The sequence below is a fragment of the Actinoplanes regularis genome, from assembly GCF_900188005.1.
Classification (GTDB): domain Bacteria; phylum Actinomycetota; class Actinomycetes; order Mycobacteriales; family Micromonosporaceae; genus Actinoplanes; species Actinoplanes regularis.
The window spans coordinates 496685-521920 of record NZ_FZNR01000003.1 but is presented as its reverse complement, the minus strand read 5'-3'; the positions used below and the strand labels follow the sequence as shown (position 1 = coordinate 521920).

15 protein-coding genes are annotated in these 25236 nt (G+C 68.6%); 10 read left to right on the top strand and 5 right to left on the bottom strand.

What is annotated here, in order from left to right; translation table 11 throughout:
* Window positions 1-85: 85 nt before the first annotated feature.
* The 3 genes from CHC09_RS11935 to CHC09_RS11925 all read left to right on the top strand — a co-directional run bounded on the left by CHC09_RS11935 (window position 86) and on the right by CHC09_RS11925 (window position 3086).
* Window positions 86-1576, top strand: coding sequence for a DUF3560 domain-containing protein (locus CHC09_RS11935; RefSeq protein WP_179277047.1), 1491 nt, complete (start codon window positions 86-88; stop codon window positions 1574-1576).
* Between the two features lie 104 nt (window positions 1577-1680).
* The gene (locus tag CHC09_RS11930) at window positions 1681-2130 is read left to right on the top strand and encodes a hypothetical protein (RefSeq protein WP_143232292.1); all 450 of its coding nucleotides are present in this window, start codon (window positions 1681-1683) and stop codon (window positions 2128-2130) included.
* On the top strand, window positions 2127-3086 hold the full coding sequence (locus CHC09_RS11925) for a bifunctional DNA primase/polymerase (RefSeq protein ID WP_239138734.1): 960 nt from the start codon (window positions 2127-2129) through the stop codon (window positions 3084-3086). The genes CHC09_RS11930 and CHC09_RS11925 overlap by 4 nt, the downstream gene beginning before the upstream one ends.
* 136 nt (window positions 3087-3222) lie before the next feature.
* Here CHC09_RS11925 and CHC09_RS11920 read toward each other — a convergent pair whose 3' ends face one another.
* The 5 genes from CHC09_RS11920 to CHC09_RS11900 are packed head-to-tail and all read right to left on the bottom strand — an operon-like array spanning window position 3223 to window position 18281.
* Window positions 3223-4413: an McrC family protein gene (locus CHC09_RS11920; protein WP_089293082.1), complete on the bottom strand. Its 1191-nt coding sequence runs from the start codon at window positions 4411-4413 to the stop codon at window positions 3223-3225.
* A complete protein-coding gene (locus tag CHC09_RS11915; RefSeq protein WP_089293081.1) occupies window positions 4410-6200 on the bottom strand; it encodes an AAA family ATPase in 1791 nt (596 codons plus the stop codon). The genes CHC09_RS11920 and CHC09_RS11915 overlap by 4 nt, the downstream gene beginning before the upstream one ends.
* The gene (locus tag CHC09_RS11910; RefSeq protein ID WP_089293080.1) at window positions 6197-10252 is read right to left on the bottom strand and encodes an Eco57I restriction-modification methylase domain-containing protein; all 4056 of its coding nucleotides are present in this window, start codon (window positions 10250-10252) and stop codon (window positions 6197-6199) included. Before CHC09_RS11910 ends, CHC09_RS11915 begins: the two co-directional genes overlap by 4 nt.
* Window positions 10249-13122, bottom strand: coding sequence for a helicase-related protein (locus CHC09_RS11905; RefSeq protein WP_089293079.1), 2874 nt, complete (start codon window positions 13120-13122; stop codon window positions 10249-10251). Before CHC09_RS11905 ends, CHC09_RS11910 begins: the two co-directional genes overlap by 4 nt.
* Entirely contained in the window at window positions 13119-18281 is a 5163-nt protein-coding gene (locus CHC09_RS11900) for a DEAD/DEAH box helicase (protein WP_089293078.1), read from the bottom strand. The genes CHC09_RS11905 and CHC09_RS11900 overlap by 4 nt, the downstream gene beginning before the upstream one ends.
* Window positions 18282-18683: 402 nt before the next feature.
* On the opposite strand from CHC09_RS11900, the gene CHC09_RS48355 reads away from it, so the two are divergent.
* The 7 genes from CHC09_RS48355 to CHC09_RS46230 all read left to right on the top strand — a co-directional run bounded on the left by CHC09_RS48355 (window position 18684) and on the right by CHC09_RS46230 (window position 25212).
* The gene (locus CHC09_RS48355) at window positions 18684-18806 is read left to right on the top strand and encodes a hypothetical protein (protein WP_275407941.1); all 123 of its coding nucleotides are present in this window, start codon (window positions 18684-18686) and stop codon (window positions 18804-18806) included.
* Between the two features lie 351 nt (window positions 18807-19157).
* Window positions 19158-19790: a single-stranded DNA-binding protein gene (locus CHC09_RS11890; RefSeq protein WP_089293077.1), complete on the top strand. Its 633-nt coding sequence runs from the start codon at window positions 19158-19160 to the stop codon at window positions 19788-19790.
* A gap of 94 nt (window positions 19791-19884) precedes the next feature.
* Window positions 19885-20334 (top strand): single-stranded DNA-binding protein, encoded by a 450-nt coding sequence (locus CHC09_RS11885; protein ID WP_089293076.1) that lies wholly within the window; start codon window positions 19885-19887, stop codon window positions 20332-20334.
* 580 nt (window positions 20335-20914) lie between these two features.
* Window positions 20915-21754, top strand: a complete 840-nt coding sequence (locus tag CHC09_RS11880) for a hypothetical protein (RefSeq protein ID WP_089293075.1) — start codon at window positions 20915-20917, stop codon at window positions 21752-21754.
* Window positions 21755-22072: 318 nt separating this feature from the next.
* Window positions 22073-23581, top strand: coding sequence for an IS21 family transposase (istA, locus tag CHC09_RS11875; RefSeq protein ID WP_089293074.1), 1509 nt, complete (start codon window positions 22073-22075; stop codon window positions 23579-23581).
* Window positions 23578-24369 carry an IS21-like element helper ATPase IstB gene (gene istB, locus CHC09_RS11870; RefSeq protein ID WP_089293073.1) on the top strand — a complete coding sequence of 264 codons (792 nt, stop codon included), beginning with the start codon at window positions 23578-23580 and terminating at the stop codon, window positions 24367-24369. Before istA ends, istB begins: the two co-directional genes overlap by 4 nt.
* Before the next feature lie 681 nt (window positions 24370-25050).
* Window positions 25051-25212: a hypothetical protein gene (locus tag CHC09_RS46230; protein ID WP_179277046.1), complete on the top strand. Its 162-nt coding sequence runs from the start codon at window positions 25051-25053 to the stop codon at window positions 25210-25212.
* The last annotated feature ends 24 nt before the right edge of the window (window positions 25213-25236 follow it).

Sequence of the window (25236 nt, the reverse complement as noted above, 5' to 3'; positions counted from 1 at the left end):
CCGCCGCCCGCCTGCGCCCGGTCTCACTTCCCGCGAGGCCGGGCGTTTTTCGTTTCCACCCTCGATCCCTCAGGAGCAGCACTTCGTGATCACCATCTCGCATACGCACGCCGACGGCACAATCCTGTCCGGCTCCCGCAAGGGCGACGGCGTCTACGACGTCGTACGCCACCACGGATTCCGCAGCTCACCCGAGATCGGCCTCTACATCCGCGGCACCCGTGACCGCGACGCCCCACGCCGCAAGATCAACGGCGCTGCTGATGCACTGCGCGAGGCCGGATACCAGGTCGTCATCGACATCGACGACCAGTGGCGTCCGGCCGCCGTCCGGGAAGAGGCCGCCGCCGAGCGGGCCGACGAACGCGCCGACATCTACGACCAGCGCGCTGGTCGTGCTGCCGGGCGCCGCGACGCGCGGGAGGCCGCCGCGCACCGAACGTTGGACGGGATCCCGGGTGGGCAGCCGATGATGCCCGGCCACCACTCCTACACCGCCGACCGCAACCGGCGCGAGCAGGCGCTGGCGAACCTGGACGCCGCCCGTGCCGAGGATGCGACCGCCGATCACTACGCCGAGAAGGCGGCCGGTGTGCGGATCCATGCCGAGGTCCTGGACAACCCGCGGGTGATCATGCGCCGTGTCGAGACGTTGCAAGCCGACCTGCGGCGCTGGCAGCGGGAACTCGCCGAGGCGCAGGCCAACAACGCGAGCGAGCAGTATCAGGACCGGTGCCGCCGCGAGATCGCCCGTCTCGAAGAGAACATCAGCCACCAGCAGGGCAAGCTCACCGACCGGGCCGCCTCCGGTGTCTTCGTCGCCTGGAGCCCGCAGAACCTGGCCAAGGGCGATGTCGTGCGCGGCGAGTTCGGCTGGTACCGGGTCAGCAGGGTCAATGCCAAGTCGGTCAGCCTCGACAACGGCCGCGATTGGCCGCAAAGGTTGACGTTCGACAAGATTTTCGGCCGGCGTCGTGACGGTGTCCAGCTCGACAAGCCGAACGGGCAGCCGTGGCCGGTGGAGCTGGCGAACAAGGTCGCCCGCTGGCAGAAACTCGCCCGCGGCGCCACCAACCCCGGCTATGACAAGGTCCAGCAGCGTCAGGCCCGGCACGTCGGCTACGCCCGCCGGCTCGTGCACGGCCTCGACCTGTCCGCCGCCGACCGGCAGGTGCAGGCGTTCTGGCCGGACGGCAAGAGCCCGGACAGCCTCGACCGGCGGCGCGAGTTGAGCGCGGCGTATCTGGCGGTGTTCGACCGGCTCGAAGCTGACGAACGCGTCCCCGACATCATCGCCAGCCTCACCCCCGAACGCGGCGGCGCGGCGTGGGTGATGCCCACCGGCGAACCGCAGGACCGCAAGCCAGGCCAGCTGCGCCCCGGCGACATCATCGCCGGGCTGTGGGACACCGGCCACCGCGGGCGCGAGCTGTGGCCGCACTTCGCCGGCCCGGTCGAAACCGTCGGCGACCCCTACACCTATGACGGCCGGACCTGGGTCGTCGTCACCCTCATCGACGGCACCGAACGCGAAATGTCCACCGACCGATGGCTCGCCGTGCACCCCGCAACCTGACCCACTCCCCGCCACAGCACGCGGCGGGAAAGCCGCCGCCCTTGTTTCCGGCCCGTACGGCATCCCGCCGTGCGGGCCTTCCCCTTGTTCAGGAAGGAAGTTCTGTGTCTGCAACACCGACCACATTCGCCGTGGGCGACCGGGTCATCTGCAACCCGGAAGAGACCCCGGCGAAGTACCACAACACCGTCTGGATCGTTGAGAAGGTGCTGCCGGTCAACGTCGCCCTGCGGCCCGTCGGCGGTGGCCGTGGCCTGCGGATCCACCCCTCCGCGCTGCTGGCCGCCCCCAACGGCGACACCCCGCCCACCGTGACCGTGGTGCCGTTCTGCCCTGCCCTGTCGCCCGGCGCGGCCGTGACCATCGCCTCTCCGCGCTGGAAAGGCGGCAACGGCCTGCACGTCGTGCTCGCCGACAACATCGACACCATCAAGATCGCGCTGCTTGGTGGCGACCAGCACCGGGTGTGGCCCAAGGTGCCGCGCAGCTGGGCCACCGAAGTCGACACCAAGGCGCTGCTGGCCGCGGTCGGCGGTCTGCGGCGGCCGGCGTGACCCGGCCCCGACACTGCGGCCGGGCGACCGCTGATGACGGTGAACGCCGTGCTCGGCTGCTGAGCGCGGCGCTCGGCTACGCGGCGACCGGGATCGCGGTGATGCCGCTGCACACCCCCTCGCCCGGTGGCTGCACCTGCGCCGCCGGGCGCCGGTGCAGTTCGCCGGGCAAACATCCCCGGCTGCCGCACGGACTGCACGAGGCCTCGACGGATCCGGCGCAGATCCGCCGCTGGTGGGCCCGGTGGCCGCACGCCAACATCGGCCTGGCCACCGGCGGCGTGCTGGACGTGTGCGACATCGACACCCCCGAGGCCCTGCGCCGGGTCCTCGACCTGCTCGACGTCGTCAAACCTCCCGGCCCGCTCGTACGGACCGGGCACGGCTGGCACCTGTGGTACGCCAGCTCCGGCCTGCCCAGCCGGATCGGTGTGCTGCCCGGCATGGACTGGCGCGGCAAGGGTGGCCTCGTGGTCGCCCCGCCGTCGCTGCACGCCACCGGTGACTGGTACACGTTCACCCAACCGTTGACCGGCACGCCATTACCGCCGGTGCCCGACGTCCTATGTCGGCTCGTTACCCCGCCAGCATCCCCGCTCGCCCAGGGTGAGCCGTCCGTCGAGGAGCCAGTCAGTGACCTGGGCCGGTATGGGCAGGCCGCGCTGACCGGGGAGATCAACCGGATTCACGCCGCTCCTCGACCTTTCTACAGCGGGGGTCAGCGGGTCAGCGGCGGAGGCCGCAACGACGCCCTCGTCAAGGCGGCGTTCCGGCTCGGCCAGCTCGCCGCCGCAGGCGGGCTCGACGAGCACGTGGTGTGGCCGCAGCTGGCAGCCGCCGCCACCAGCGTCGGCCTGCCCACCGCAGAGGCACGCCGCACCATCGCCTCGGGATGGCGAGCGGGCGTACGCCATCCGCGCATCCCCGTCCGGCGCGTCCACCGGCTGCGCCGATGACATGACGATCAGGTGCGGCCGGGGCCAATGCAGCTGGTCACCGGCCGGACCTACGGCACAGATTTCTGCGCCTCAGCAAGTCTCGACACCGATGGCGAACTGCCCGCTGGGCAGGAGCTTCGAGCCAAGCCTAGCTTTACAGCGTTGCAGCCTCCACTGGTGCCAGCGCCATCCGCGCCAAGTCGTCGACCTGTTTGAGGATCATCGCCGGGGCGGCGGCTAGGTTAAGCGCGTGCGGGACCAGTTCGATGCTGGTGTGCCGGACTCGATGTCGGTCACCGTTTGTGCCATGAGCGTAGATGAGCCAGCCGCGGTTGAGGCGGAGCGCGGTGCAGTAGGCGAGCATCTGGTAGAGGTCGGCGTTCGGATAACCCGCTGTGGGGTCTTCACGTTTGTACTTGGCGTCGAAGACCGCGACGGGCTGGTTGTTAATGAGGTGCACGATGTCCGGGTGCATCGAAACTGACCGCTCGTGGTCCAGGAGCACTGGGTACTGGCCGCGAGTATCCCCTGGATAGGAGGCGAGGGCCTCCCGCATCGCGGTAAGCAGGAAGTCCTCGAACACCTTCGCCATGTTCACCACAAACGCGGCAATCGTGACGCCTCCCGGCCCGGGTTCGGCGGACTGGTTACGCAGCACGATCTCAGCGAGACGCACCGCCGGTGCATAACCAGCATTGACACGCGTCGGCCGCCATGGTGGTGTCGGAGCGCCATGGCGTAGGACGGTGACCCCCATCAGGCGTGTGTCGAGATGTACCAGACGGGCTCGTAGATCGGGGCGGAGTCGGGGCACCGCCGCCATCCGGCGCAGCGCGGTGCGCAGGATCTGGTTCTCTGGGATGTCGGTGGAATAGTCGTCGTAGCGCACCTCAAGCGGCAGCATCATGCCGGGCCGCCGGGCAATTTGGTCGGCAACCCGGATGCGGCCACGGAGCACGGCGAGCGAGTCGTCGACGGTGAGGTATCCCTGCCGGACACCGCGGGCGAGAGCCCGTTCCGCCTGCCGGGCCAGTGACTCGGCCAACGCGGGCCACAGGTCCGGCTCGGCCTTGCCTTGCACGTCCTCCGGACGGAAACCGGGGTCAGACGCGTAGCCGAGCAGGAACAGCAGTCGGCTGATGCCGACTTTCGGGCGAACTTGGACGTCGAGGCCGTCGATCCGGACGGCACCGACCCGGCCGTTTGGTAGCAGCCGCCACTGGCCCGCGCCTTCGGTACGGACTTCGACGAGTTTGGTGGTCGCCAGTGCTGCTGCAGTGTCATCGCTCAGCCGTGCAGTCACGCCGGTGCGGCTGAGTTCGGCGAGAACGATGGGACCGGTCACTGCTCTGCGGGCTCCTCAGCCGGCGCAGGCTCCGCGGTGGAGTTCGCCAACCTTTGGCGCAGGGCGGGGAGGCCGAACCGGGCGTGTACCTGATCGCGGTGCAACCTGCCGTAATAGTGGTCCTCCAGCAGCGGCAGCAGGTCGTGTCGCCACACCCTTTCGATGCCGCCCGGTGCCTCCACGTGCGGTTTCATCAGGTACGACGGACCGATCTTGAAGTCGCGGTCCTCTTCACCGATCGCCTCGTTGAGCGCCGCCAGCAGGGCAGCGCGTTCGTCGGTGTCCTTGTGGTTGGCTGCCAGCCAGTTGGCGAGCACGTCCCGGACGGGCGGCTCGTCGGGGTGTAATTCCACGAAGGCGAAGCGCCGACGGATCGCCGCGTCCAGGGCTGCGATCGAGCGGTCGGCGGTGTTCATGGTGCCGATCACGAACAGGTTGCGAGGAAGGTTGAACGCTGAGGTTGGCGAGTACTGCAGCCGGATCGACGCGTCGCGGTATTCGAGCAGGAAGTACAACTCGCCGAAGATCTTCGGCAGGTTGCCGCGGTTCATCTCGTCCACGATCAGCACGAACGGCCGTTCGGGTGCCAGGCTGGCCGCGGACGACAACTCGCGAAGCGGGCCGTCCTTGAGTTCGAAGCCGCCGTTGGCGACCGGCCGGAACCCTTCGAAAAAGTCCTCGTAGGTGTAGGAGGAGTGGAACTGCACGAGCCGGACAGCATCCCGGTCGGCGATATGCCGCGCGATCGCCTGCGCCACAAACGTCTTACCCGTTCCCGGAGGCCCGTAGAGGACGACCTGATGCCGTTCCTGGAGCACGTCGATCAGTTCTTGCAGCCACGGCTCGTCCATGTGCAGTTTCGCGGACAACTCCGGCGACGCGGCCGGCAGCCGGGGCACCACGGTGGTGGTGTGCACAGGTGTGGACGGTTCCAGATACGCATCGGTTGTCGTGGCCTGCCCGATCATCTCGGCGAGCACCTCCAGCGCGCCGGTGAGATCCACGACGGTGCCCTGCTGATCCAGCAGAGCAGGCAGCGGTGCCGGTAGCTCATCGACCGGCCGCGGCGCGGTGTCGAGCCACTCGGCCGCCCGCCGAAGCCGGGCGGCGTCGGCGCTCGGATCAAAGACCAGGTCACCGGTGAGCACGCCCACGGAGATCGCGTCGCCGACTACTGTCAGCACAATGTCGTCGTTGCCCATGCGGGATACGAACGCGTGGTAGGCGTCAGCGAGTGCACGCTTCTGTGCGTAGTCGAGATGCTGGTAGCCGGAATCGATCGCGGCTTTCACCGTCGTAAGGTCGGCTCCGCTCTCGATCTCGCCGAGGTGAGTGCCCGCCAGCGATACGAACCCTTCGTCGCGCCAGCGCTGCACCAAACCTGCCCCGCCGCTGTCGGGGCGGACCAGCCATGCGCGGCGACCGCTGTCAGCGCGTGTCGCCTCCCACTCCTTGTAGAGACGGGTGGCCTCCTCACGCATCGCCACCAGGTCGTCGTACGTGGCGAGGGCTGCCCGGCCGGCATCCGTAATCCGCCATTCGGAGCGGGTCTTGTCGAGCCACCCGGCACGGCTGACCAGTAGCGACTGCCACTGCCAGTATTTGCGACCCCGGTTCTGTTTGCCGGTGGTGACCTCCTGCTCGTAGTCGTTGAGCGGGAAGCGCTCCACGACCATCGGCCAGACCTGGCCTGCAGTCAGCGGGCTGCTCGATTCGGCGAGGATTTCCAGCGCGGCACGCAGTCGTGCCCAGGTCCGGTCCAACGGAGCCGTGTACTCCACCGTCATGCCTCCACCTGCTCCGGATGGCGGGGACCGTGACCGGGCGGCGGATCCAACACCGTCTGGAAGGCGACCCCTGCATCGATGGCCTTCCGCATCGCATCGTAGATCTCCAGGATCAGCCGTTTGGTGCGGAACTCGCCGTACGCCTTGAACTCGCGTTCGGCCACGATCCGGAAGGTGTCCATGACGTAGTCCACCTCCTCACGGCCGAGCCCGTACAGGTGGAAGTAGCCAGCGTCAAGTTCGGCGCGCATCACCTCTCGTCGATGCGGCTCCCACCGGAAAGGTGAGGATACGTCGCCGAGTTCCCGCGCGTACCCCTGCAAGTCGTACGACGTGTAGTTCAGTTCCAGCACCCGGGAGGTTATCCAGTCGCCCAGATTGCAGTTCTCATCCCATGGGGCATCCGCTTCATAGACGACTGGCGCAAGCATGGCTATCTGTCGCATTACGTAATACTTGAGTGAAGTGCCGGAATATTTTTGGCGAGTTACGTAGTCAACGACGATCGAACTAAGATTTGCCTGGTACGGCCCCGGCAGGAGCGACGGGAACGCTAAAAGAAACTTGTCCCCGACCGCCGTGCGCGGGAGGACCGACACAATGAGCGTCCGCGCATCGGTGCTGCGACAGATGTCACGCCAGCCGAGCAGCCATGAACGCCCCCAAGGCGTGCGACCGCGACCTGCGTCGCCGTCTAGTCGTTCGTCCACCTGCTCCGCCTCCACCCAGTACCGGGGAAGAGGCAGGTGTGCCGGGTCGGCATGGGCGTCGTCGTCAAGGCGCGGCAGGGCACCGACGTTGAGTTGTTCTTGGGTCGCGCCGTGGTAAGTGCTGAAGCGGTGGTCGTAGTGGTGTGCCATCTTCGCTTCATAGAGCGGCAGCATTCGGGTGGTTTCGTTGGAATCTGGCGGTCGATAGGTGTTCCCGTCCAAAGTCCAGCCATCGGCTTCCAGTTCCTCGGCGGTGCGGAAGATGCCCGAGTCGTTCGCCATGTGAAACATGGCCATGAACGTCAGACCCCAGGGATTGCCTTCCGGGCCCCAGAGGACAGGCACACGTCGGTAGATGCCTAGGGTGATCTCCGCATCCCGGCGGGAGACGAATACCGGGCAAGTGCCGGTGTTCGGGTTCATCAGGGTGATCTCTTCGGGCGTTAACCCATAAGCATGCGTAGCGATCTGGTGGGCCTGACGCAACCGGAACGCCAGGCGTACCTCTCCGGTCGGCTCGGATGTTCCGGTCGTGGTCAGCAGCGAAAACCGGACGCGGTGGTCGACGCCGGGGAAGATCTTTTCCTCGTTCTCGAAGTCGAACAGCGAGACGAGGGTCTTGGTGAGGACCATGTCCTTGAAGAAGTGCTGAGTAGTGGAGTCGGTGGCGACGCCGGTCGGCACGATGATGCCGAGTTTGCCGCGCGGGTGCAGGATCAGCCGGGCGGTCTCAGCGAAGACCGCGTAGGTGTTGATATCACCGGTCGCGGTGAGCGGGTAGCGGCCACTCTCACGGATGAAGTGGCTGATCCCTGATGAGCGCCGCAGGGCTTTCTGCCAGTCCCGTAGCAGGTCTTGGTCGAAGCGGCTGTCACTGGATGCAAGGGCGGCGATGCGCTTCTTGCGGGCGGCGGCGTTGGAGGCTTTCGCGATGGTGTCGTCGCGGCCGGCGAAGAACTCCTTCTCCTGCAGTTTGACGCGTTCCCAGGGCGGGTTACCGAGAACGCAGCGGAAGCCGCCGTTCCCCTGTTCGTCGAAGATCTCTGGGAACTCCAGGTGCCAGTGGAAGAAGACGTACTCGTCGGTGAGCGCCCGAACCTGCCGGACGGTGGCTTCGAGAACCGGGGTGTGGGGGTCGTCTCTGAGGGTGGTGACGACGGCATCGACCGGGGGTTCGGCGGTGTCTACCCGCAGCGGCCAGACGAACGCGGCGCACCAGGCATCGGCGTGCAGTTTTTGCCCGAGGTAGGTGGGTGACGACTCGAAGGCCAGCCAATGACGTTGCTGGTCGCGGACCTTATCGACGTCGTCTTGCACGGCGATCGCTTCCCGCCGGGCGTCGACGAAGACGTCACGGATGGACCCGCCGCTCAGCCCCAGCAACATCCCCTGGCCGGTGGCGGTTTCCTTGTTGCGTTTGCGCATGGCCGCGGCGTACTTCTTGTCGTCGCCTTCGAGATGTTCGAACGCAGCGCTGGGGACACCCCGGTCCAGCAAGGGCGGGGTGACGCCTAGCAGCGAGTTGCCGACCCGGATGCGCGCGTCGAGGAACCCCAGGGGTTTGCCGGGTTCGAGGGCTTCCATCCAGAGCGAGACCTTGGCGAGTTCGGCGGCGAGGTCGTTGATGTCCACGCCGTACACGCAGGTGCCGACAACGTCGCGTAGCGCGTGCCGGACCTGCTTCGGGGTGGGTTCGTCCTCGCCGCTGCGCAGTTGCGCGAGCCGGCGGGCGATACGGCGGGCCGCGGCGACGAGGAAGTGCCCGGACCCACAGGAGGGGTCGCAGACGGTCACAGCGAGCAGCCGTTTCTCGCCGTCCGTAACGTCGGCGGCACCGAAGACGGCTTCGTCCAGAACTGGGTCGAGCGCCGAGTCGAGCAGCGCGGATACCAGCGATGGAGGCGTGTAGTAGGAGCCGGTGGTCTTGCGTTCGTTGCCGGCGAGCCGTTGCAGGCGGAAGACGCGTGCGGGCAGGTCGACCTGGGGCACGAGTTCGAGCAGGGACTCGTAGACGCTGCCGAGTTCTTCCGCGCCGAGGTTGCGGTAGTCGACGGGCTGGACACGCTGGCCGGGAAGTTCGACCCAGGCCAGCGCGCGGACGGCAGCCAGGAAGTCTTCGTTGGCGAGGTGGCAGCCGAGAAGCAGGTCGCGGCCGTTGCTTTCGCCGTGTTTCTGGCGGGGGTCGGGGTCGAACAGGCCGGCGAGCGCGGGCAGGGCGAGACCGTCATGGCCGTGGTCGCCGAGGGCTTGGAACACCAGCCGTTGCGCCTGCCACAGGTCGGTGTGTGGGCTGCCCGCGCGAATCCCGGACAGGCGGCGTAGCCGGCCGGTGGAGAAGTAGCGGGTGTAGCGGTCCCGTCCGGCGGCCACAGTGGCGAAGTCCGGTGAGTCGGATGCGGGCAGAGGGCGCAGGAGAAGGTCGCGGTCCTCGGTGACGAACACGAACAGCAGCCGGTATGCCAGGCGCAGCAGGCCACGGTGGTAGTGCTCGGTGGTGAGGGTGCCGTCGCGCAGCGCGTGGGTGAGTTCGGTGTTGGACGGGTGGCGCAGGAAGCCGGTGCCGAGGTGGACCAGTGCGGCTTCCACGCCGTCACGGAGCCGGTCGAGGGCGCGAGCGCCGGCGTCGACGGCTTCGGTGCGCCATGTCTCCAGCCAGCAGTCGGCGGGTGACGTGTCGGGGCCGCCGCGTTTCTCCAGCCGGGAGACGTGACAGAGTTGCCAGAGCAGCAGGAACTCGGGGTATAGCTCGCCGGCGAAGATCGTGTCGAGGTCGAATTCCAGGTAGGCGGACCCAGCGAGGGCGGTGGAGTCTCGTAGCAGCCGAAGTCGTGACCCGTTGGACAGGATCGCCCACAGGTGCTGGTCGGAGCGGTTGAGCAGTTCCTGCACCATCGCTTGCGGGGCGCGGGTCGCTCCCGTGACGTGCGGGTTGCGTTTGTCGAGGTCGACGCCGGGGCCGAGCAGGTGGACGGGTACGTGTTGCCAGGCGTGGGAGACCGGGTAGTTCCGATCTGTCACGGTGATCCCGGACGGCAGCGGCGGGAGTTGCCCGTAGCCGAGTTCGCGGAGCAGGACCAGCAGCCATCGCTCGCGGGCCGGCCCGGTGCCGGGGCTACCGGGCGGCTGGGTGTCGACGTAGTCGCGCCAGGCGCTCCACGCGCCGCGCAGGTAGCTCCAGGCACGGCTGGCGGCGTCGCGGACGGTTTCACGGCCGGGAAGGTGGTAGGTCTTCGGGTCCAGGCCGGTCTTGTCGGTGAGTTCACCGGCTTGAATGCGTGCGAGCAGCCCGGGTGGGACGACACCGCCGACGGCGTGGACTGCTTGCAGGCCGGGTGCGCTCATCGGGCGGCTCCGGGCAGGTAGACGTAGACGCCGAGGACGTCGACGGGCAGTTGCGGTTCGACGGTGAGACCGCGGATGCTTAGGGCACCGGCGCGGTCACCGCGGGCGGTGGTACGGACGCGGACGTGGGCCTCACGCAAGGATTCGGCCAGGTCGTGGGCGTACTGGTCGAGGTGCGGGACGACGGTGGGCAGGACCTCCAGGACCTGACCCATGGTGTTGCGGGCGATGTCATGAGGCATGTTCGCGTCCGGTTGCGCGGCGAGCAGATCCTCAACGGCGGCCGGGGTGAGCCAGGTCGGCTCGGACGGTTTGCCGGTGAAGGCCAGCACCCGGGCTTCCTCCGCGACCTGCGGGCGGGGCCCGTCTCGTCCGGGCAGGGTCAGGTGCACACGGAATCGGGTGAGCAGGGCGACGGTCATGGTGGTGACGGCGTTGGTGACCACGACTCCGCAGCGGCGGGCGGGACGTTGCCGCTCGTCGAGGACATCGTCGAGTGCCGCGTCCAGCACGTAGCGGGCGATCGCGGCGACCTTGGGGTCGGTGCGCACCAGCACGCCGGCGGTGCGCGGGGCGGGCAGATCGGTGTGGAACGACAACACCGGCGGCGGATTTCCGAGGGCGTCTTGGAGCCCGACGGGCAGGCCGCCGGTCTCGACCGCGAAGCCGTACGGTGCCGGGGTGACGGTGCCGCCGTTCTCGTGCAGGGCGGTGCGGACGAACCCGGTGACGTCATCGGGGCTGCCCAACGCCAGCCTCGACGCGTCAACCTCGCGTTGAACCTCGTCCGGGGCGATCGAGTGGTGGGCGTAGCGGCTACGGCTACGCTTCTCCTCCTCGGCGCTGCTCTGCCATTCGATCTCCAGTTGCTTGGCTTCGTTGGGCAGGTCGAAGTCGAGAGTTTCCTGCACGAACCGGTCGCCGCGCCGCAGCACATTCTCCATGAGCGCGGTGAGGACCTTGTCGGTGTTGGCGGGCACCGGCACGCTGATGCCGAGGTCGCGGCGGATCGCCTCGTGCTTGCGGATGAGGACGTCCATGATGATGCTGTCGATGCCGTTGTCGGCTCCGTAGAGCGTCACCGCGCGCACGATCGGGGCGGGCTGGCCGAACCGGTCGACGCGTCCTTCCCGTTGCTCGTGCCGGGTCGGGTTCCATGCCAGGTCGTAGTGCACGACCGCCTGGAAGTCGTCTTGCAGGTTGACACCCTCGGACAGGCAGTCGGTGGCGACCAGGATCTTCTGCTTGGTACCCGCGGTCACGGCCAAGGCCCGGACCCGTGCGGCGCGTTCCTCCGGCGGGAGGTCACCGGTGACGACTTCGACGACGGCCTTCTTGAACACGTCGCGCAGGTGCGCGGCGACATAGTCAGCGGTCGCGACGAACCGGCAGAACACGATCGGGTGGTAGCCGCCGGGCTGCGCGCGGTCCTTCAACAGGCCGGCGACGGTTTCGGTTACCAGCGCCAACTTGGTGTCCAACGCGGCACGTGCTGCGGGATCGGTCTCGGTGGCGATGGCAGCGGCCCGGTCCCGGAAGTCCCGCAGCATCGCCTGATCGGTGCTGACGGGTGCGGCTTCGTCGTCGTACAGCGCGCCGGGGACGGCATCATCGTCGTCGAGGGACTCGTCGTCGGTGAGTTCGAAGATGATCGGTGCACTGACCCGGTCGGCGTGTTCGGCGGTGTCGGCCCCGGCCGCGGCGGCGCGGGTCGCCAAGGTCGCCGCCGCGGCGGCCGGCGACGACGCCAGGGCACGCAGCAGCGACAGCACGGACCACCAGCGGACCCGTTGCTGCAGCCGGCTGCCGGAGACATCGGTGATCTGTCCACGGGCGTAGGCCAGGACATCGTCGAACAGGGCACGGTAGGCCGGGGACAGCAGGTAGGTGTCCTCACCGGTCCTGCGGTCCTTGGGGAATTTCGTCTCGGCGAGCCAACTACGGATGTCACCGCGGCGGCGCTGCACCATGTGCGTGGCCAGCAGCCGCCGGCCGTGGTCGGTGGCCAGGTTGATGCCGTGCAGGGCGGGGTTGAGCAGGCCGATCAGATTGCGGAACGCGCCGTCGTTACCGCTGTGCGGGGTGGCGGTGACTAGGATCAGATGCCGGCCGGTCGTGGCGGCGAGGTCCTTGACCAGCCGGTATCGCTGGGTGCGGCCCTTGCCGGTGGTGGTGTCGTCGCAGACACTGGCGTGGGCTTCATCGACGATGACGAGTTCAGGTGCGGCGCGCAGGAAGTCGTCACGCCGGTTGTCGGCCTTGATGAAGTCCGTGGACACGATGGTGATCGGGTGCCGTTCGAACACCGACTGGCCGTACCGCAGGCCGCGTTCGAGACGCCGAACGGTGCTGGGCAGGACCAGTTCGGCTTTCAGGCCGAACTTGGCGTCCATTTCGTCGCGCCACTGCTCGGCCAGACTCGGCGGGCAGAGCACGGCGAGCCGGTCGATGCTGCCCTGGGCAAGCAGTTCCGCAGCGATGAGCCCGGCTTCCACGGTCTTGCCGACGCCGACATCGTCGGCGATGAGCAGCCGGACCGGGTCCTGACGCAGCGCCAGCAGCAGCGGAACGAGTTGGTAGGGGCGGGGATCGACGGCGAGTCCAGCGAGGCTGCGAAACGGTCCGCCGCTGGACCTGAACCCGATCCGCAGAGCGTCGCGCAGCAGCCGCGCGCTGCGGTCGTCGCCGAGGTCGTCAGCGCGTGGCGGTGCGAACTGGGCCGGTTCGACGCCCTCGCTGGTGAAGACACCGGCGATGTCGTCGTCGCCGCCGCCGAGAGGCCGAAGGACCAGGAACTCGTCGTCGCTGCCGGGCAGCACGACCCATTCCCGGCCCCGGGCGCGCACGAGCGAACCGACTGTCATCGTCATCGGGTCTCCTCACCGAACACGCCGGGGTGCGCCGCCACCACCGCGTGCAGGTCCTCTCCAGGGGAGATTCGGATGATGTTCCATCCGTCGAACAACAGCGGACTGGTGTCCGGCGAGCTTCCCGGCACGTAGTCCATGAGAACCGCCGACCGCAGCGGCCCGTCCAGGTAGACCAGGTCCACCGGAACGCCGTCGATCGTCGTGCAGATCTGGGTCGGTTGGCGCAAGCCCTGCTCCGCGATCACCTTCAGCAGCGCGGCCACCGGCCCCGCCGGTTCCGGCTGAGCCGTAGACGCTGCCGAACCGGCATCGTCGTGCGGGACGTAGGTGGTGCTAGCCGCGAGCGTCATCAGCCGGTCCACGACCTGCCTGCGGTCGATCAGTTCATGCACCGTCTGGTTACCGTACGACAACAGGCAGCGGTAGCAGCCGCGCACGCACGCGTCAGCTTTGTCCTCGCCGGTCTCAGGATCGACGTGGATGATCCGCAGCGCTTCGTCGGCGACCCGGGCGACCGCGTCGATCTCGGCCTGCAGCCGGCGCAGCACACCTGCGCCGCCTTCGGCCGCTTCCTGAAGCAGCACCCGGCCACGGGACTCGGCGTCCGGCAGCAGTTCGCTGGCCAACTCGGCGTCTTCCAGTTGGAAGACCGCCTCGATACCGCGTTCCAAGGCGTACTGCAACGTGGTGGCCTGCTCACCGGTGACCTCATCGGCCCACTGCAAAACCACGATGTTGCGCCGGTCCTGCACATACGGGGTAATCCGGTCCTTGCGCTTGACGTCCTTGAAACCGTCTTCGAGGTCGTCCTCGTCCGGATCGCTGACCGCGTTGGCTTCCTTGTCGTTGAGCCAGCGTCCCTTGACCAGATCCAGCCAGAAACCGTGGATGTTCTTGTCACGGCGGGCCAGCCGACCGAGGTTGGTGACCCGGACCTCGGCGGCGTCGCCGTAGGACAGCGACGCGACCGGGTTACCGTCCGGATCGATCACCTGCGCGTCGAGGCGTCCCGGACGGCCACCGCGCGGCACGAACCGGTAGGTGGTCCGCAACTCGAACCCGACCCGGTTACGTTCCTCCTCGTCGGAACTGATCCGCTCCCGGCGGCGCGTGATGACCGACTGCATGTGCAGCAGGTTCTTCCACGCGTCGGGCAGGCGGGCACCGCATCCTTCACACATGTCCAGCCCCGGCCGGCGCGGATGGTGATAGCCGCACGACGCGCAGATCCGCGCTTCCGTGCGCACCACCTGGCCGCTGGTCTCGCCCTCGCCACCGCGGGGCAGGCTGATCCGGTGCACCTGGTAGCGGGCGCCTTCGTGATAAATCAGCGCTCCCGGACCGAACTCCCGGATCGCCAGGAACCGTGGACGCTGCAACCACGAGTTTCCGCGCCCGCGGTAGCCAGGAACGTAGGCAGCCAGCGGAAGCCGCGGGAACGAATAGCCGGGCAGGAACCCCTCGGATGCCAGGTAACGGTAGGTGTAGAAGTCCGACTGGCCCTTCTCATCGCTCTGGTTCAGCAGCAGGTCGATGCGCTGGCGTGCCTCCCGATACCGCTGGTCCGCGTCGTCGCGGTCCTGTTTGCGGGCGGTCACGTCAGCGGCGAGGTCCACGGCCGCCTGCCGTTCCGCGTCCGCGGTCGCGTACAGGTCCCGCCACCGCCCGCATGCCCGGTCGAATGACGCGACCGCGTCCGCGACGACCTGCGGCACCCAGTCGCTGCTCCACCACACCGTCTCGTCGAGGACCGGCTCCAGCGGAGCGAGCAGGCTCGCGGCGATCGTTGTCGCCCGGGCGACGGCATCCGGGTTACGCAGCGTCGAGGCGAGGTCCGCAGCAAGGGGGTATCCCGCGACGTCCAACGCGAGGATGTCGGCCATCGACCGGCCCAGCGACGCCTTCGTCTCGGCCAGCCACACCGCCTGCACATGCGACCGGATCAGGTCCTCGTTGGCCAGGTCCAGCCGCGGCGGCTGCACCCGGCCAGCGACCATCAACTGGGACCGCTCGAAGTAGTAGGTGTCGTGACTATTGCCGTTCGCGCAGTACGTGACGACCAGCGCCGGTTCCCCCGACCGTCCGGCCCGTCCGCTGCGCTGTGCGTAGTTCGCCGGGGTCGGCGGCACGTTGCGCATACCGACCGCGTTCAGCGACGAGATGTCGACGCCGAGTTCCATCGTCGGGGAGCAGAACAGCAACGGCAGCCGCACGTCTTCGTCTCGGGTACCGCGGAACAGGCGTTCGCGTTCCTGACGGTCCTCCTGACGCACCTGCGCGGTGTGCTCAGCGGCGTGCAGGCCCGCCAACTCGTGACCGGTGTCGCGATACAGGTCCCGGAAGAAGCCGACCACGCGCGGCCGTTGATCGGCCACGAACCGCCGCCGCAACGGGTCCGGTGCCCCCGACTCACCAGTACCGGGCCGCAGCAGCATCGCCGAGGACTTCAACCGGAACCCGGTCTGCCCAGCCTCCACCACTCGTGCCACGACACCCTGCTGGTGCAGCACGTCGAACAACGCGATGATGATCTGGTCGGCGTCCGCGGTGCTCAGCGGCCGTCCGAACCGTTCCGGCCGGCGCAGCCACCGGCCGAACGTGCCATGACCAGACAGGTAGAGGGCGTTACGTGCCCCACCCATCCGGCCCGTGCCGGTGAACGCGGTGCCGATCAGCGGGTCCGGTTCGGTCTCGGGCAAAGCCCACAAGCCGGTGAGGTGGTCCCGGCTCTCACGCCGCAGCCGGTCGACGAAATCAGCGGACAACGCTTCCGCATCGATCGCCAGCACCCGCCGTAGCTCGTCCAGCAGGACTCGCATGATCTCCACGCGCTGTTCCGGCTCGGCATCGACCAGCGCCTGATGCTTGTCCGCCCACGACGCATCGTGGCGAGCCAGCGGCTCCAGCGTCGGGTAGTCGATGACCACCAGACCGCACTGCTCCAGGTTCGGCAGGGTGAGCCGCCATCCCCGCTGCAGATCCCGCAACGCCCGGTACTCGACTACACCGCGCAGCGCCCGCTTGGCCCGCCGGTCATCGAACGCATCCGGCGCGGCGTCGTAGTCCCGACGCTCCAACCCCAAGTTCAGGGTGACCACTGCACTGAGATCAAGGGGGTCTAGGCCGCCGTCGCCGGCTTGTTCGGCGTCTACTGCGGCCTGGTGCATCGCCGCCCGCAACTGGACGACCAGGGCGAAGTCGTTGAAGTGGCCGGCTTGCAGACTGGCGTCCTGCCGGTTGTCGACGAACGTGAGCAATTTACGGGCATCCCGGCGCAGATCACCGGTCGGGACCGCCCGCAGAGCGCGCACGATACTGGCCGCGACCACCGTCATCGCGCTGCTGCGGCCCTCCGTGGTCAGCGTGACCAGTTTGGCGTACTCACTGCTGCGGATCTGCTCGTACGACACCCCGCACCGCAGACAGAACCGGAATGTTCCCGGAATCCACGCTGCGACAGCCCGCGGGTCAGCAGGATCACCGATCGTAATCGACGGTTCGGCTGACCCGTCCACCCCGATCCGATAGCGCACAGGTACGTCCTTGCGGCGTGCCGGGATCACCGGATGCCCCGCAGCGGAAGGCTGCAGCCATGAACTCGGCAACCGTCCGTCCGCGATCGGATCGGTGGGCCACTCCCGGTCATCGGAGATGAACAGGTACCCCTGACCGTCGTTGACTGGTTTCAGCCCGTGACGGGCCTTGAACTGTGTCCCACCGTCTTTGTTGAACCGCTGCGCCAGTAGGTAGTCCTGCCCGCACTCGCGGCAGAACGCGACCGGGAACAGCCGCCGCTCCGGCGCGCCCGGCAACACCACCTGATAGTCGGTCTCCACCGCCCGCGTCCGCGGCGACTGCGCGGTGACGTAAACCGACCCGCCCTTGGACAGGAACTGATGCAACCGGAACGCGAACAGCGGACGGCCCGTGTCCGGATGCTTCGCTCGCGACCCGGCCAGCAGCGTCGCCCGGATTGCCGTGCCGCAGCGATCTGCCAGCTGCTTTGTGAGATCAGCCAGGACCTTCGCTGCCTGGTCAACGGTCGTCGGGGTCCGCCGGATCAACCGGCCCTCGCGCTCCTCGACCCCGAACTCGTCCTCGATCCATGACGCCAGCGGGTCACCACGCAACGCGTCATAGCCACTTTTGAGAACCGGGTCGTCATCCTCGGCACCACCGCGAGCCCGAACAGCCGCCGCCAGAGCGGACCGATCGGCGTCCCGGTCCGTGGTCGTACGGATCAGGGTCTCGACGATCACGTCTTGCGACTCGACCGTCGTCCCGAAAATCCGGGACGCTACGTCAGCGACGTCCTCGCGTTGCGCGGAGACAGTCCCGCCGTTCGACATGGTCGCCGACGTTCCGACGCACTGCAGCGTCTTATGCGCCTGGCAGGCGTCCCGGACCCGGCGCACCAGCAACGCCACGTCGGCGCCCTGCCGCCCGCGGTAGGTGTGCAGTTCGTCCAGCACCAGGAACTGCAGCCCCGCAGCCGCGGTGACCAAGCGTTCGCGTTCCTCCGGACGCGTCAGGATCAGTTCCAGCATGACGTAGTTGGTCAACAGGATGTCCGGCGGATCATCCAGGATGCGCGCGTGCTCGGTCGCGTTCTCCTGACCGGTGTAACGCTCGAACGTCACCGGCGGCTGCCCGCCATACCCGAAACTCAAGAACTTGCGCAGTTCCTCGACCTGGCTGTTCGCCAACGCGTTCATCGGATAAACGACGATCGCGCGGATACCGCGACCGCTGCCTTCGCGCAGCACCCGGTCCACGATCGGCACGATGTACGACAGCGACTTACCCGAACCGGTACCCGTTGTCAGAACGTAGGAACGACGCGAACGGGCAACTTCGATTGCTTCCCGCTGATGCCGGTGCAACATGATCGACGCGGTGCCAGCGTCCTCTTGATTCTTTTTCTCCCGGAAGATCCGCCCACACTCGTCGTGAAGAACACCGGTACGGGTAAGTTCGTCGATCCGGCCACCCGACTCGAACGACGGGTTCAGCGACAGCCACGGCGCTGGCCACTGCGCGCCGCGTTCACTCTCGCGCTCGACAGCTGCCTTGATCCCCGAGTCCTGGATATCGACGAAGCCCTCGGTGAACTGGCGGTAGTCGCTGATCAGGCGTCGGTGCACCTCGAAGGCATCCATACGCACGTCCCCCCGCCGGCGATTCACTTTGAGTAGCGATGAGCCAACGGCGAGCCTACAATGCCGATCAGGCTGTACGGGGCACGGGTTTGCGGTTGAGGCTCACCGGCAGGCACGCCCGTACGGCGTGCGGCGGCCGGGCCGCCCGGAGGTCGGGATGCCATCGGCGGCATGGGCGAGGTCGTCCGACGTTAGCACCGTGAAGGTGGGCGACTTCGTCGGCGGCTGATCGAGGGTCCGACAACACCTGGACATATGCAAGGCCAGCCATCAGGCCTACTGCGTGCACCGCGTCCTCATGGGCACCATTGGCACCCAAGCCGAGCTGGCCCGCACTCCCCTCGCCACGGCACGCTGATCGCCACCTCCGGCCGGCTGGACCCCTAACTGATCCGGTCGCTGATGGCGGCCTCCGACGTGCTCCGCACCGGCTGGTTCGCGGCCGCTGCCCCCGAGGCCGGACCCGGCGAGACCGTCGCGGTCGTCGGCGACGTCGGCCTGCTCGCTCTGCGGGGTGGCCACTGACCCCCACTCGACGATCCTCAACTGCTGCGGCGGCAGTAATCGGCGGTGTTGGGGTGCGACACCACTGGCTGTGGGCCAGACGAACCGGACAGGTGCCGTGGCGCCGCTCTGAAGGACCCGATGGTCAGCCCACCCCCGGCCGAAGCCGCTAAGCCCCTCCTCCGAACAACTTGACCCCATAACGTCTCGCTGCGCTCGACGGCCAAGTTCTTCTCCCCCGGCCGGCTTGCGGCCCCGGCCCCGGGCGGGCTCCGACCGGTCCGTCAGCGCGACACCCCGGACCACCGGCCACCAGCCTCACACCGGTCCGCGAGGTGCCGCACCCCGGCGCACCGCAAGGAGCTACCCGCCATGCAGTTCGACTTCACCTTCGAGGGCAACGTCGCCGACGTCCCGGAAGTTCGGATCACCCCGTCCGGCAAGACCCTCGCCCGGATGCGGGTCGGCCACAACACCCGCCGCCGCAACACCCGCGGCGAGTGGGTCAACGGCTCGACGATCTGGTTCACCGTCACCGCCTGGGAGGCGCTCGCCGAGAACATCGCCGAAAGCATCTCGCGGGGCGACACGGTGATCGTCACCTGCCGCGACGACCTCTCGGTCTTCGCCTACACCAACCAGAGCACCGGCAAGCCCGTCGGTGAACTGCAGGTCACCGCCTCGAACGTCGCGCTGAGCATGCGGTTCCACGGCGCCGAGTCGCACCGTAAGCCCCGCCAGGACGTCTACGCCGACCCGTGGGCGACCGCCACCTCGTACGACAACGCGTACGCCGAGGTCGTCGCGGAAGCCGCCGCCGAAGCGCGGGCCGCCGCCGGAGCGGACCGGGTCCAGCAGGCCGTGGCGGCGGGGCAGGCCAGCACCGAAACGGCCGACGCCGACCTGGGTGAGCCCGCCGAAGTGATCGGTTCCTCGGACCTCGACGAGACGGCCGAGCCCATCAACCTCGACGCCGAGCTGGCCGCCGCCGCTATGGCCGGGTGACCGAACCCGCGGGCCGGGCCACCACCGCCGTGGCCCGGCACGCCCCGGCCCCCTTCCGGTTCGCTCACCCCTTCTTCTTGGAGCTCTGTACCTGATGTTGTTCACCGTCGTCATCGAAGGCCGCCTCACCTCCACCCCGGCCACCACCTCCACCCGCGACGGCCGCGAGTTCGTCCAGATGTCGATGCTGCACAAGGACCGCTACCGCGACCAGACCGGCAAGTGGCAGGACGCCCGCCCGATGTTCTTCGACGTCCTCTGCTGGGGCGAACTCGGCGACCGGGTCCGCAACCTCGTCCGCGGCGACCAGGTCGTCGTCGAAGCAGGCCAGCTGCTGCCCTACATCAACGACTCCGGCATGCCCGCGATGAAAATGCAGGCCCGCAACGTCAGCGTGTCGATGCGGTACGCCGAAGCGCACGCCGGGCCGGTCAAGCAGCAACGACGCGGCGACCTCGTCGTCACCGCCGACGGCGAGCGCTACGCCGCCGACGCCTACCCGGAGACCAGCACCGACCGCGAGCTGGTCCACAACCGTCGCTGACCGTCTGCGGGCCGGGCCGGTCACCAACACGGTGACCGGCCCATCCCGCCCCGCACAGCAGCAGTGCCCATACCCGCCACCACCGGCCTCACGTACCGACCCGGCCCGGGCCCGCCTCACCAAAACCTTTATGCCGCCGGGTGGCGGCAGGCCGTCGCCGCCCCTGGCCCTACCGGTCGCCGGGAACCTGCCGCGACACGTCGACCGGCGGCCTCTGGATCGGCCCGGCCGACCACGACGACCAGCAGGTACTCGCCTGTTTCAGCTCACCTAACCCATTCCGTCCAGCCCGGAGCTCACCGTGTCCCGACCTCGCCGCAAGAACCCGACCCGAAAGCACGACCGAACGGCATTCACCGTCCGCATTCCGAAGGCCTGCTGCACAGGCTGGTTCTTCGCGCACACCGACGGCTGCCCGACACCCCACTGGCCGCGGCCGTGCTCCGACTGCGACGCCCCGTTCCGTACCCGCCATCACCACGGCTGCCAGTGGTGGTGGGTCTAACCAACCTCAGCCCGCCGCAACCGGGCAGCGGCGCTCTCCGCGATCCCTGTTCGCCTGCAAGGAGACACCCGTTCGATGAACACCCGCCCCTACGCTGTCTATCAGCGGCTCACCGCCGGCGGCACCAGCGACGACACCGACGACGTGGTGCCGCGCAGCGACGCCAACCTGTGGGCGCTCGCCGCCGCGATCGCGCCCGAGCTGTACCCGGCCGGTCAACTGGACCCGATCGAGGTTGAAGACCTGCGCGCCGCCTACGACGACGGGCGACGCCCCCGCCGGATCGACCTGTACCGGCTCGCCACCCTGATCAGCGACCGCGGCGTCAACGCCTATGTCGATGGTGCCGGCGGCGGTGGCGCCGTCATCCGGGTCGGCGAGCAACACATCACGCTGACCGGCGAACGTGACCACGCGGTTCTCGCCGGTCCCGGCACCTTCCACAGCCGCTACACCGCATACGGCGACCGAGACGAGCTCTGCATCGGCCCGCCCGACGACGACCTGACCCACCGACCGGATGACCCGACCATCCGGCCCGCCCCCCACCGGTTCCAGACCCTCGCTGAACTGGCGGACCTCACTGCCGCGCTCGCGCACGCTGAGGCCGACCGGCACACCCGGATCGCCGCCTATCTGGACGTGCTCGTGCGGACCGGCTGGGAGGCGTTCTGGGCGGTGCTCATCGGCGCCCTGCCGGACATCGACTTCACTCTCAGCGGCCCGGCAGAGGCCGAGCACGGGGTCACCCAGCAGCGGCTGCTGCACTACTTGCGGCAGGTGCTGAACGATACCGGCATGCGCATCGGTGTCACCCCACCGGAGCAGCAGGCGTGTGCGGTGTGCGGAGCAGTCCAGGCACAGACGTGCAGCACGCCGACCTGCCACGGGCGCGTCGCGATCACCACCCGCTGACAAGAGGCCGGGGCCGGCCATCTGCTGGCCCTGGCTACCCGTCGCTGAAACGCCCGCTGCGCACGCCCCGGCTCCCGGAGGGAGGATGGTCAGATACAGGCTGGCCTACGCCATCAGGCGGCCGAAACGATCGCTGCGTCCCGGGAACTGATCCGCGCCTCCCGTGTGCTGAACGCTAGCTGCCGAGAGACGATCACCGACTCCAAGCGCCTCTGCGCGGCCTTTTACCGCCCCGCTGATGGCCAGGGTTCTCCCCGTGGACGGCCAGATATCTCCCCGCTGATCAACATCGGATGCCGGTCGGCGAGGGTCGGCGGCGTGAAGAGCGGCAGGGAGATCGTGGAAATCTTGGAGGCGTACGACCTCACGGGTAGTTACCGTGCGGCGGCCGAGTTGGCCGGGTGTGATCACCACACCGTCGCCCGCTATGTGAAGTTGCGGGCCGAGGGCCGTAGCCCGGAGGAGCGTGCGCAGCGGTCCCGGCCGATCGACGAGTTCATGGACAAGATCGAGGAGCTGGTGGCCCGCTCCGGGGGTCGGATCCGCGCCGATGTGGTGCACCGGCGGATCACCGCGATGGGCTTCGCCGGTGGGGAACGCACCACCCGCCGGGCCGTCGCCGCGGTGAAGAAGTCCTGGCAGGCCGGTCAGCGGCGGGTGTTCCGGCCGTGGATTCCGGAGCCGGGGCTGTGGATGCAGTTCGACTGGGGCGAGGGGCCGCAGATCGGCGGTCGGCGGACCACGTTGTGGTGCGCGTGGCTGCCCTGGTCACGGTTCCGGGTCGTGATCCCGGTGCTCGACAAGACGCTGCCGACGATCGTGGCCTGCCTGGACGCCACGTTGCGGCGCCTCGGCGGGGTGCCGGCCTATGTCCTCACCGACAACGAGAAGACGATCACGGTCGATCACGTCGCGGACATCGCGGTGCGGAATCCGGAGATCGTGCAGGTCGCCCGGCATTACGGGATGACGATCCGGACCTGCGTGCCGGCGGACCCGCAGTCCAAGGGCGGCGCTGAGAACACCGTGAAGATCGCGAAGGCGGATCTGGTGCCGACCAGCACGAACCTGCTCGATCAGTATCGCAAGTTCGCCGAGCTGGAGGCGGCCTGCCGCGACTTCACCGAGCAGGTCAACGACCGGATCCACCGTGACACCCGCCGCCGTCCGGCCGAGGCCCTGCTCGAGGAACGGCAGCGGCTGCATCCGCTACCGGCACAGCCGTTCACGGTCGCGTTCGGCACCACCCGCCGGGTGAACTGGGACTGCACCATCTCCGTCGAGGGCGTGCGCTACTCAGTCCCGCACGAGCTGGTCGACACCCGGGTCTGGGCCCGGTTCCACGGCGACGAGCTGATCGTCACCGCCGTCACCGACATCGGGCCCGTCGAGGTCGCCCGCCACGACCGGGCCCAGCCCGGCCGGCCGTCGATCGTCGACGAGCACTACCCGCCGCGGACCCGCACGTCGGAGACGGCCGAGCGGGTGCCGCGGGCCCGCACCGCCGACGAGGCCGCGTTCCTGGCCCTGGGCCCGGGCGCCGCTGCCTGGCTGGTCGAAGCCGCCGCGGCCGGAACCCGCGGAGTCCGCCGCAAGATGACCGAAGCCGTCGCCCTGGCGAAGCTCCACGGCGCCGCCGACGTTGACCGGGCCCTGGGCACCGCGGCGATGGCGGGCCGGTTCGCCGACAACGACCTGCTCCGACTGCTCGCCCACCAGCGCGACGACGACGCCGCCCCGACCAGGGCCAGCGAGGCCCACAGCCTGCAACCAGGCACCTCAGCCTGGTCCACATTCGGCACCACGACAGGAGAACAACAGCAGTGACCATCACTCCGCTGCGGGTCACCGGCGCCGCCGGTGACCCCCTGGCCGAAGCGATCGAGCTCACCCGCAGGCTGAAACTGCCGCACCTGCGCCGGGCCATGGCCGACCTGGTCCCGACCGCGAAAGCCCAACGCTGGGACCCCGCCGAAGTCGTCCGGGTCCTGCTCGCCGAGGAAGCCGCCGGCCGTGACCAGGCAAATCTGCGGACCCGCCGCAAACGCGCCGCGTTCCCGTCCGGCAAGACCTTCGGCGACTGGGACGAAGCGGCGTCGTCGATCCCGCGACCGACTCAGGACGCGTTGCGCAGCCTGGAGTGGGTGCAGCGCAAGGAGAACCTGTCGATCTGCGGGCCGTCGGGCACCGGCAAGAGCCACTTCTGCGAAGCCCTCGGGCAGGCAGCGGTCGAGGCCGGCATGACCGTTGCCTGGTTCACCATCGAGGACCTCGGCGTCATGGTCCGCCGGCACCGGCCCGACGACTCGGTCACCCGGGCGATGAGCAGGCTGATCCGCACCGACCTGATCATCATCGACGACATCGGGCTGCTGCCGGTCTCGCCGGACGCCGCCGAAGGCTTTTACCGCCTCGTCGACGCTGCTTACGAACGGCGCAGCCTCGCGGTCAGCTCGAACCTGCACCCGTCAGGCTTCGACGAAATCATGCCCAAGACCCTGGCCACCGCCACCGTCGACCGGCTCCTGCACCACGCCCACGTCGTCGTGACCCAGGGTGACAGCTACCGCTTCAACCAGGCCACCGCAGGGCAAGGCGTCAAAGCCCTGCACTAACCAGCACCACCCGCGGCGGGGAACTTAACTGGCCGCCAGCGGGGAGAAAACCATGGCCGCCAGCGGGGACAACTACTGGCCGCCTACGGGGCGAACTAATTGGCCATTGACACTGCGAGCGGCACGTCGCCGCGGGCCTGTTCGATCTACCATCGGCACCGAGCAACCGACAGGCCAGCGACGGCCCGTCTGTCATGCCGACTTGCGGAACGCATGCGGCGGCGGAGGAGCTGACTGCTTCAACCTGATCCTCCGACCGTACGCCGAGCACTCGTGATCACGCCGGTCCCAACGACACCACACCTTGCGTCGCGGTGGTGTCGAAACTGACGAGCGTGACGGGTCACCATCGCTAGCCGCACCGCAGCCGGGGCAAGAGCGGATCAGGTCAGCCAGCAGCGCCGCAGGGATCCTCGGGCAGGCGGAGCCGGTACGGCTGGAGCCGGGTGTGGGCGCCGGTGCGCGCTGGCCCGCTCCAGTGGTGACCGGCCAGACCGGCGGCCGGCAAGAGCGGCCCACGGCATCGGGCCGGACCGCTTCGCTGCCCGATCCCGCAGGCCTTTGCTCTCTTGCCTGCCTGGGCCATGGCCGGTCCCTCACCGGCGGTCAGCGCGGCACCCGGCCCCGATACCCGGGGGTCACCGCCGCACCCCGGGATCAACCCATGCCAGGAGGCACCCGATGTCGCAGCACACCACTCAACACGCCCCACGCACGTTCGAGGTCATCGCGCCGGGCCGACGCACGCCGTTCGTCCGCTGCGGCGAGAAGGACTACTTCCACCCGGCCAACCCGGCCGACATGGCTGAGCTCGCGATCGTCCTCAGCTACAGCCAGCGGTAGATCACCGGCCACGGCGAAGGGCCG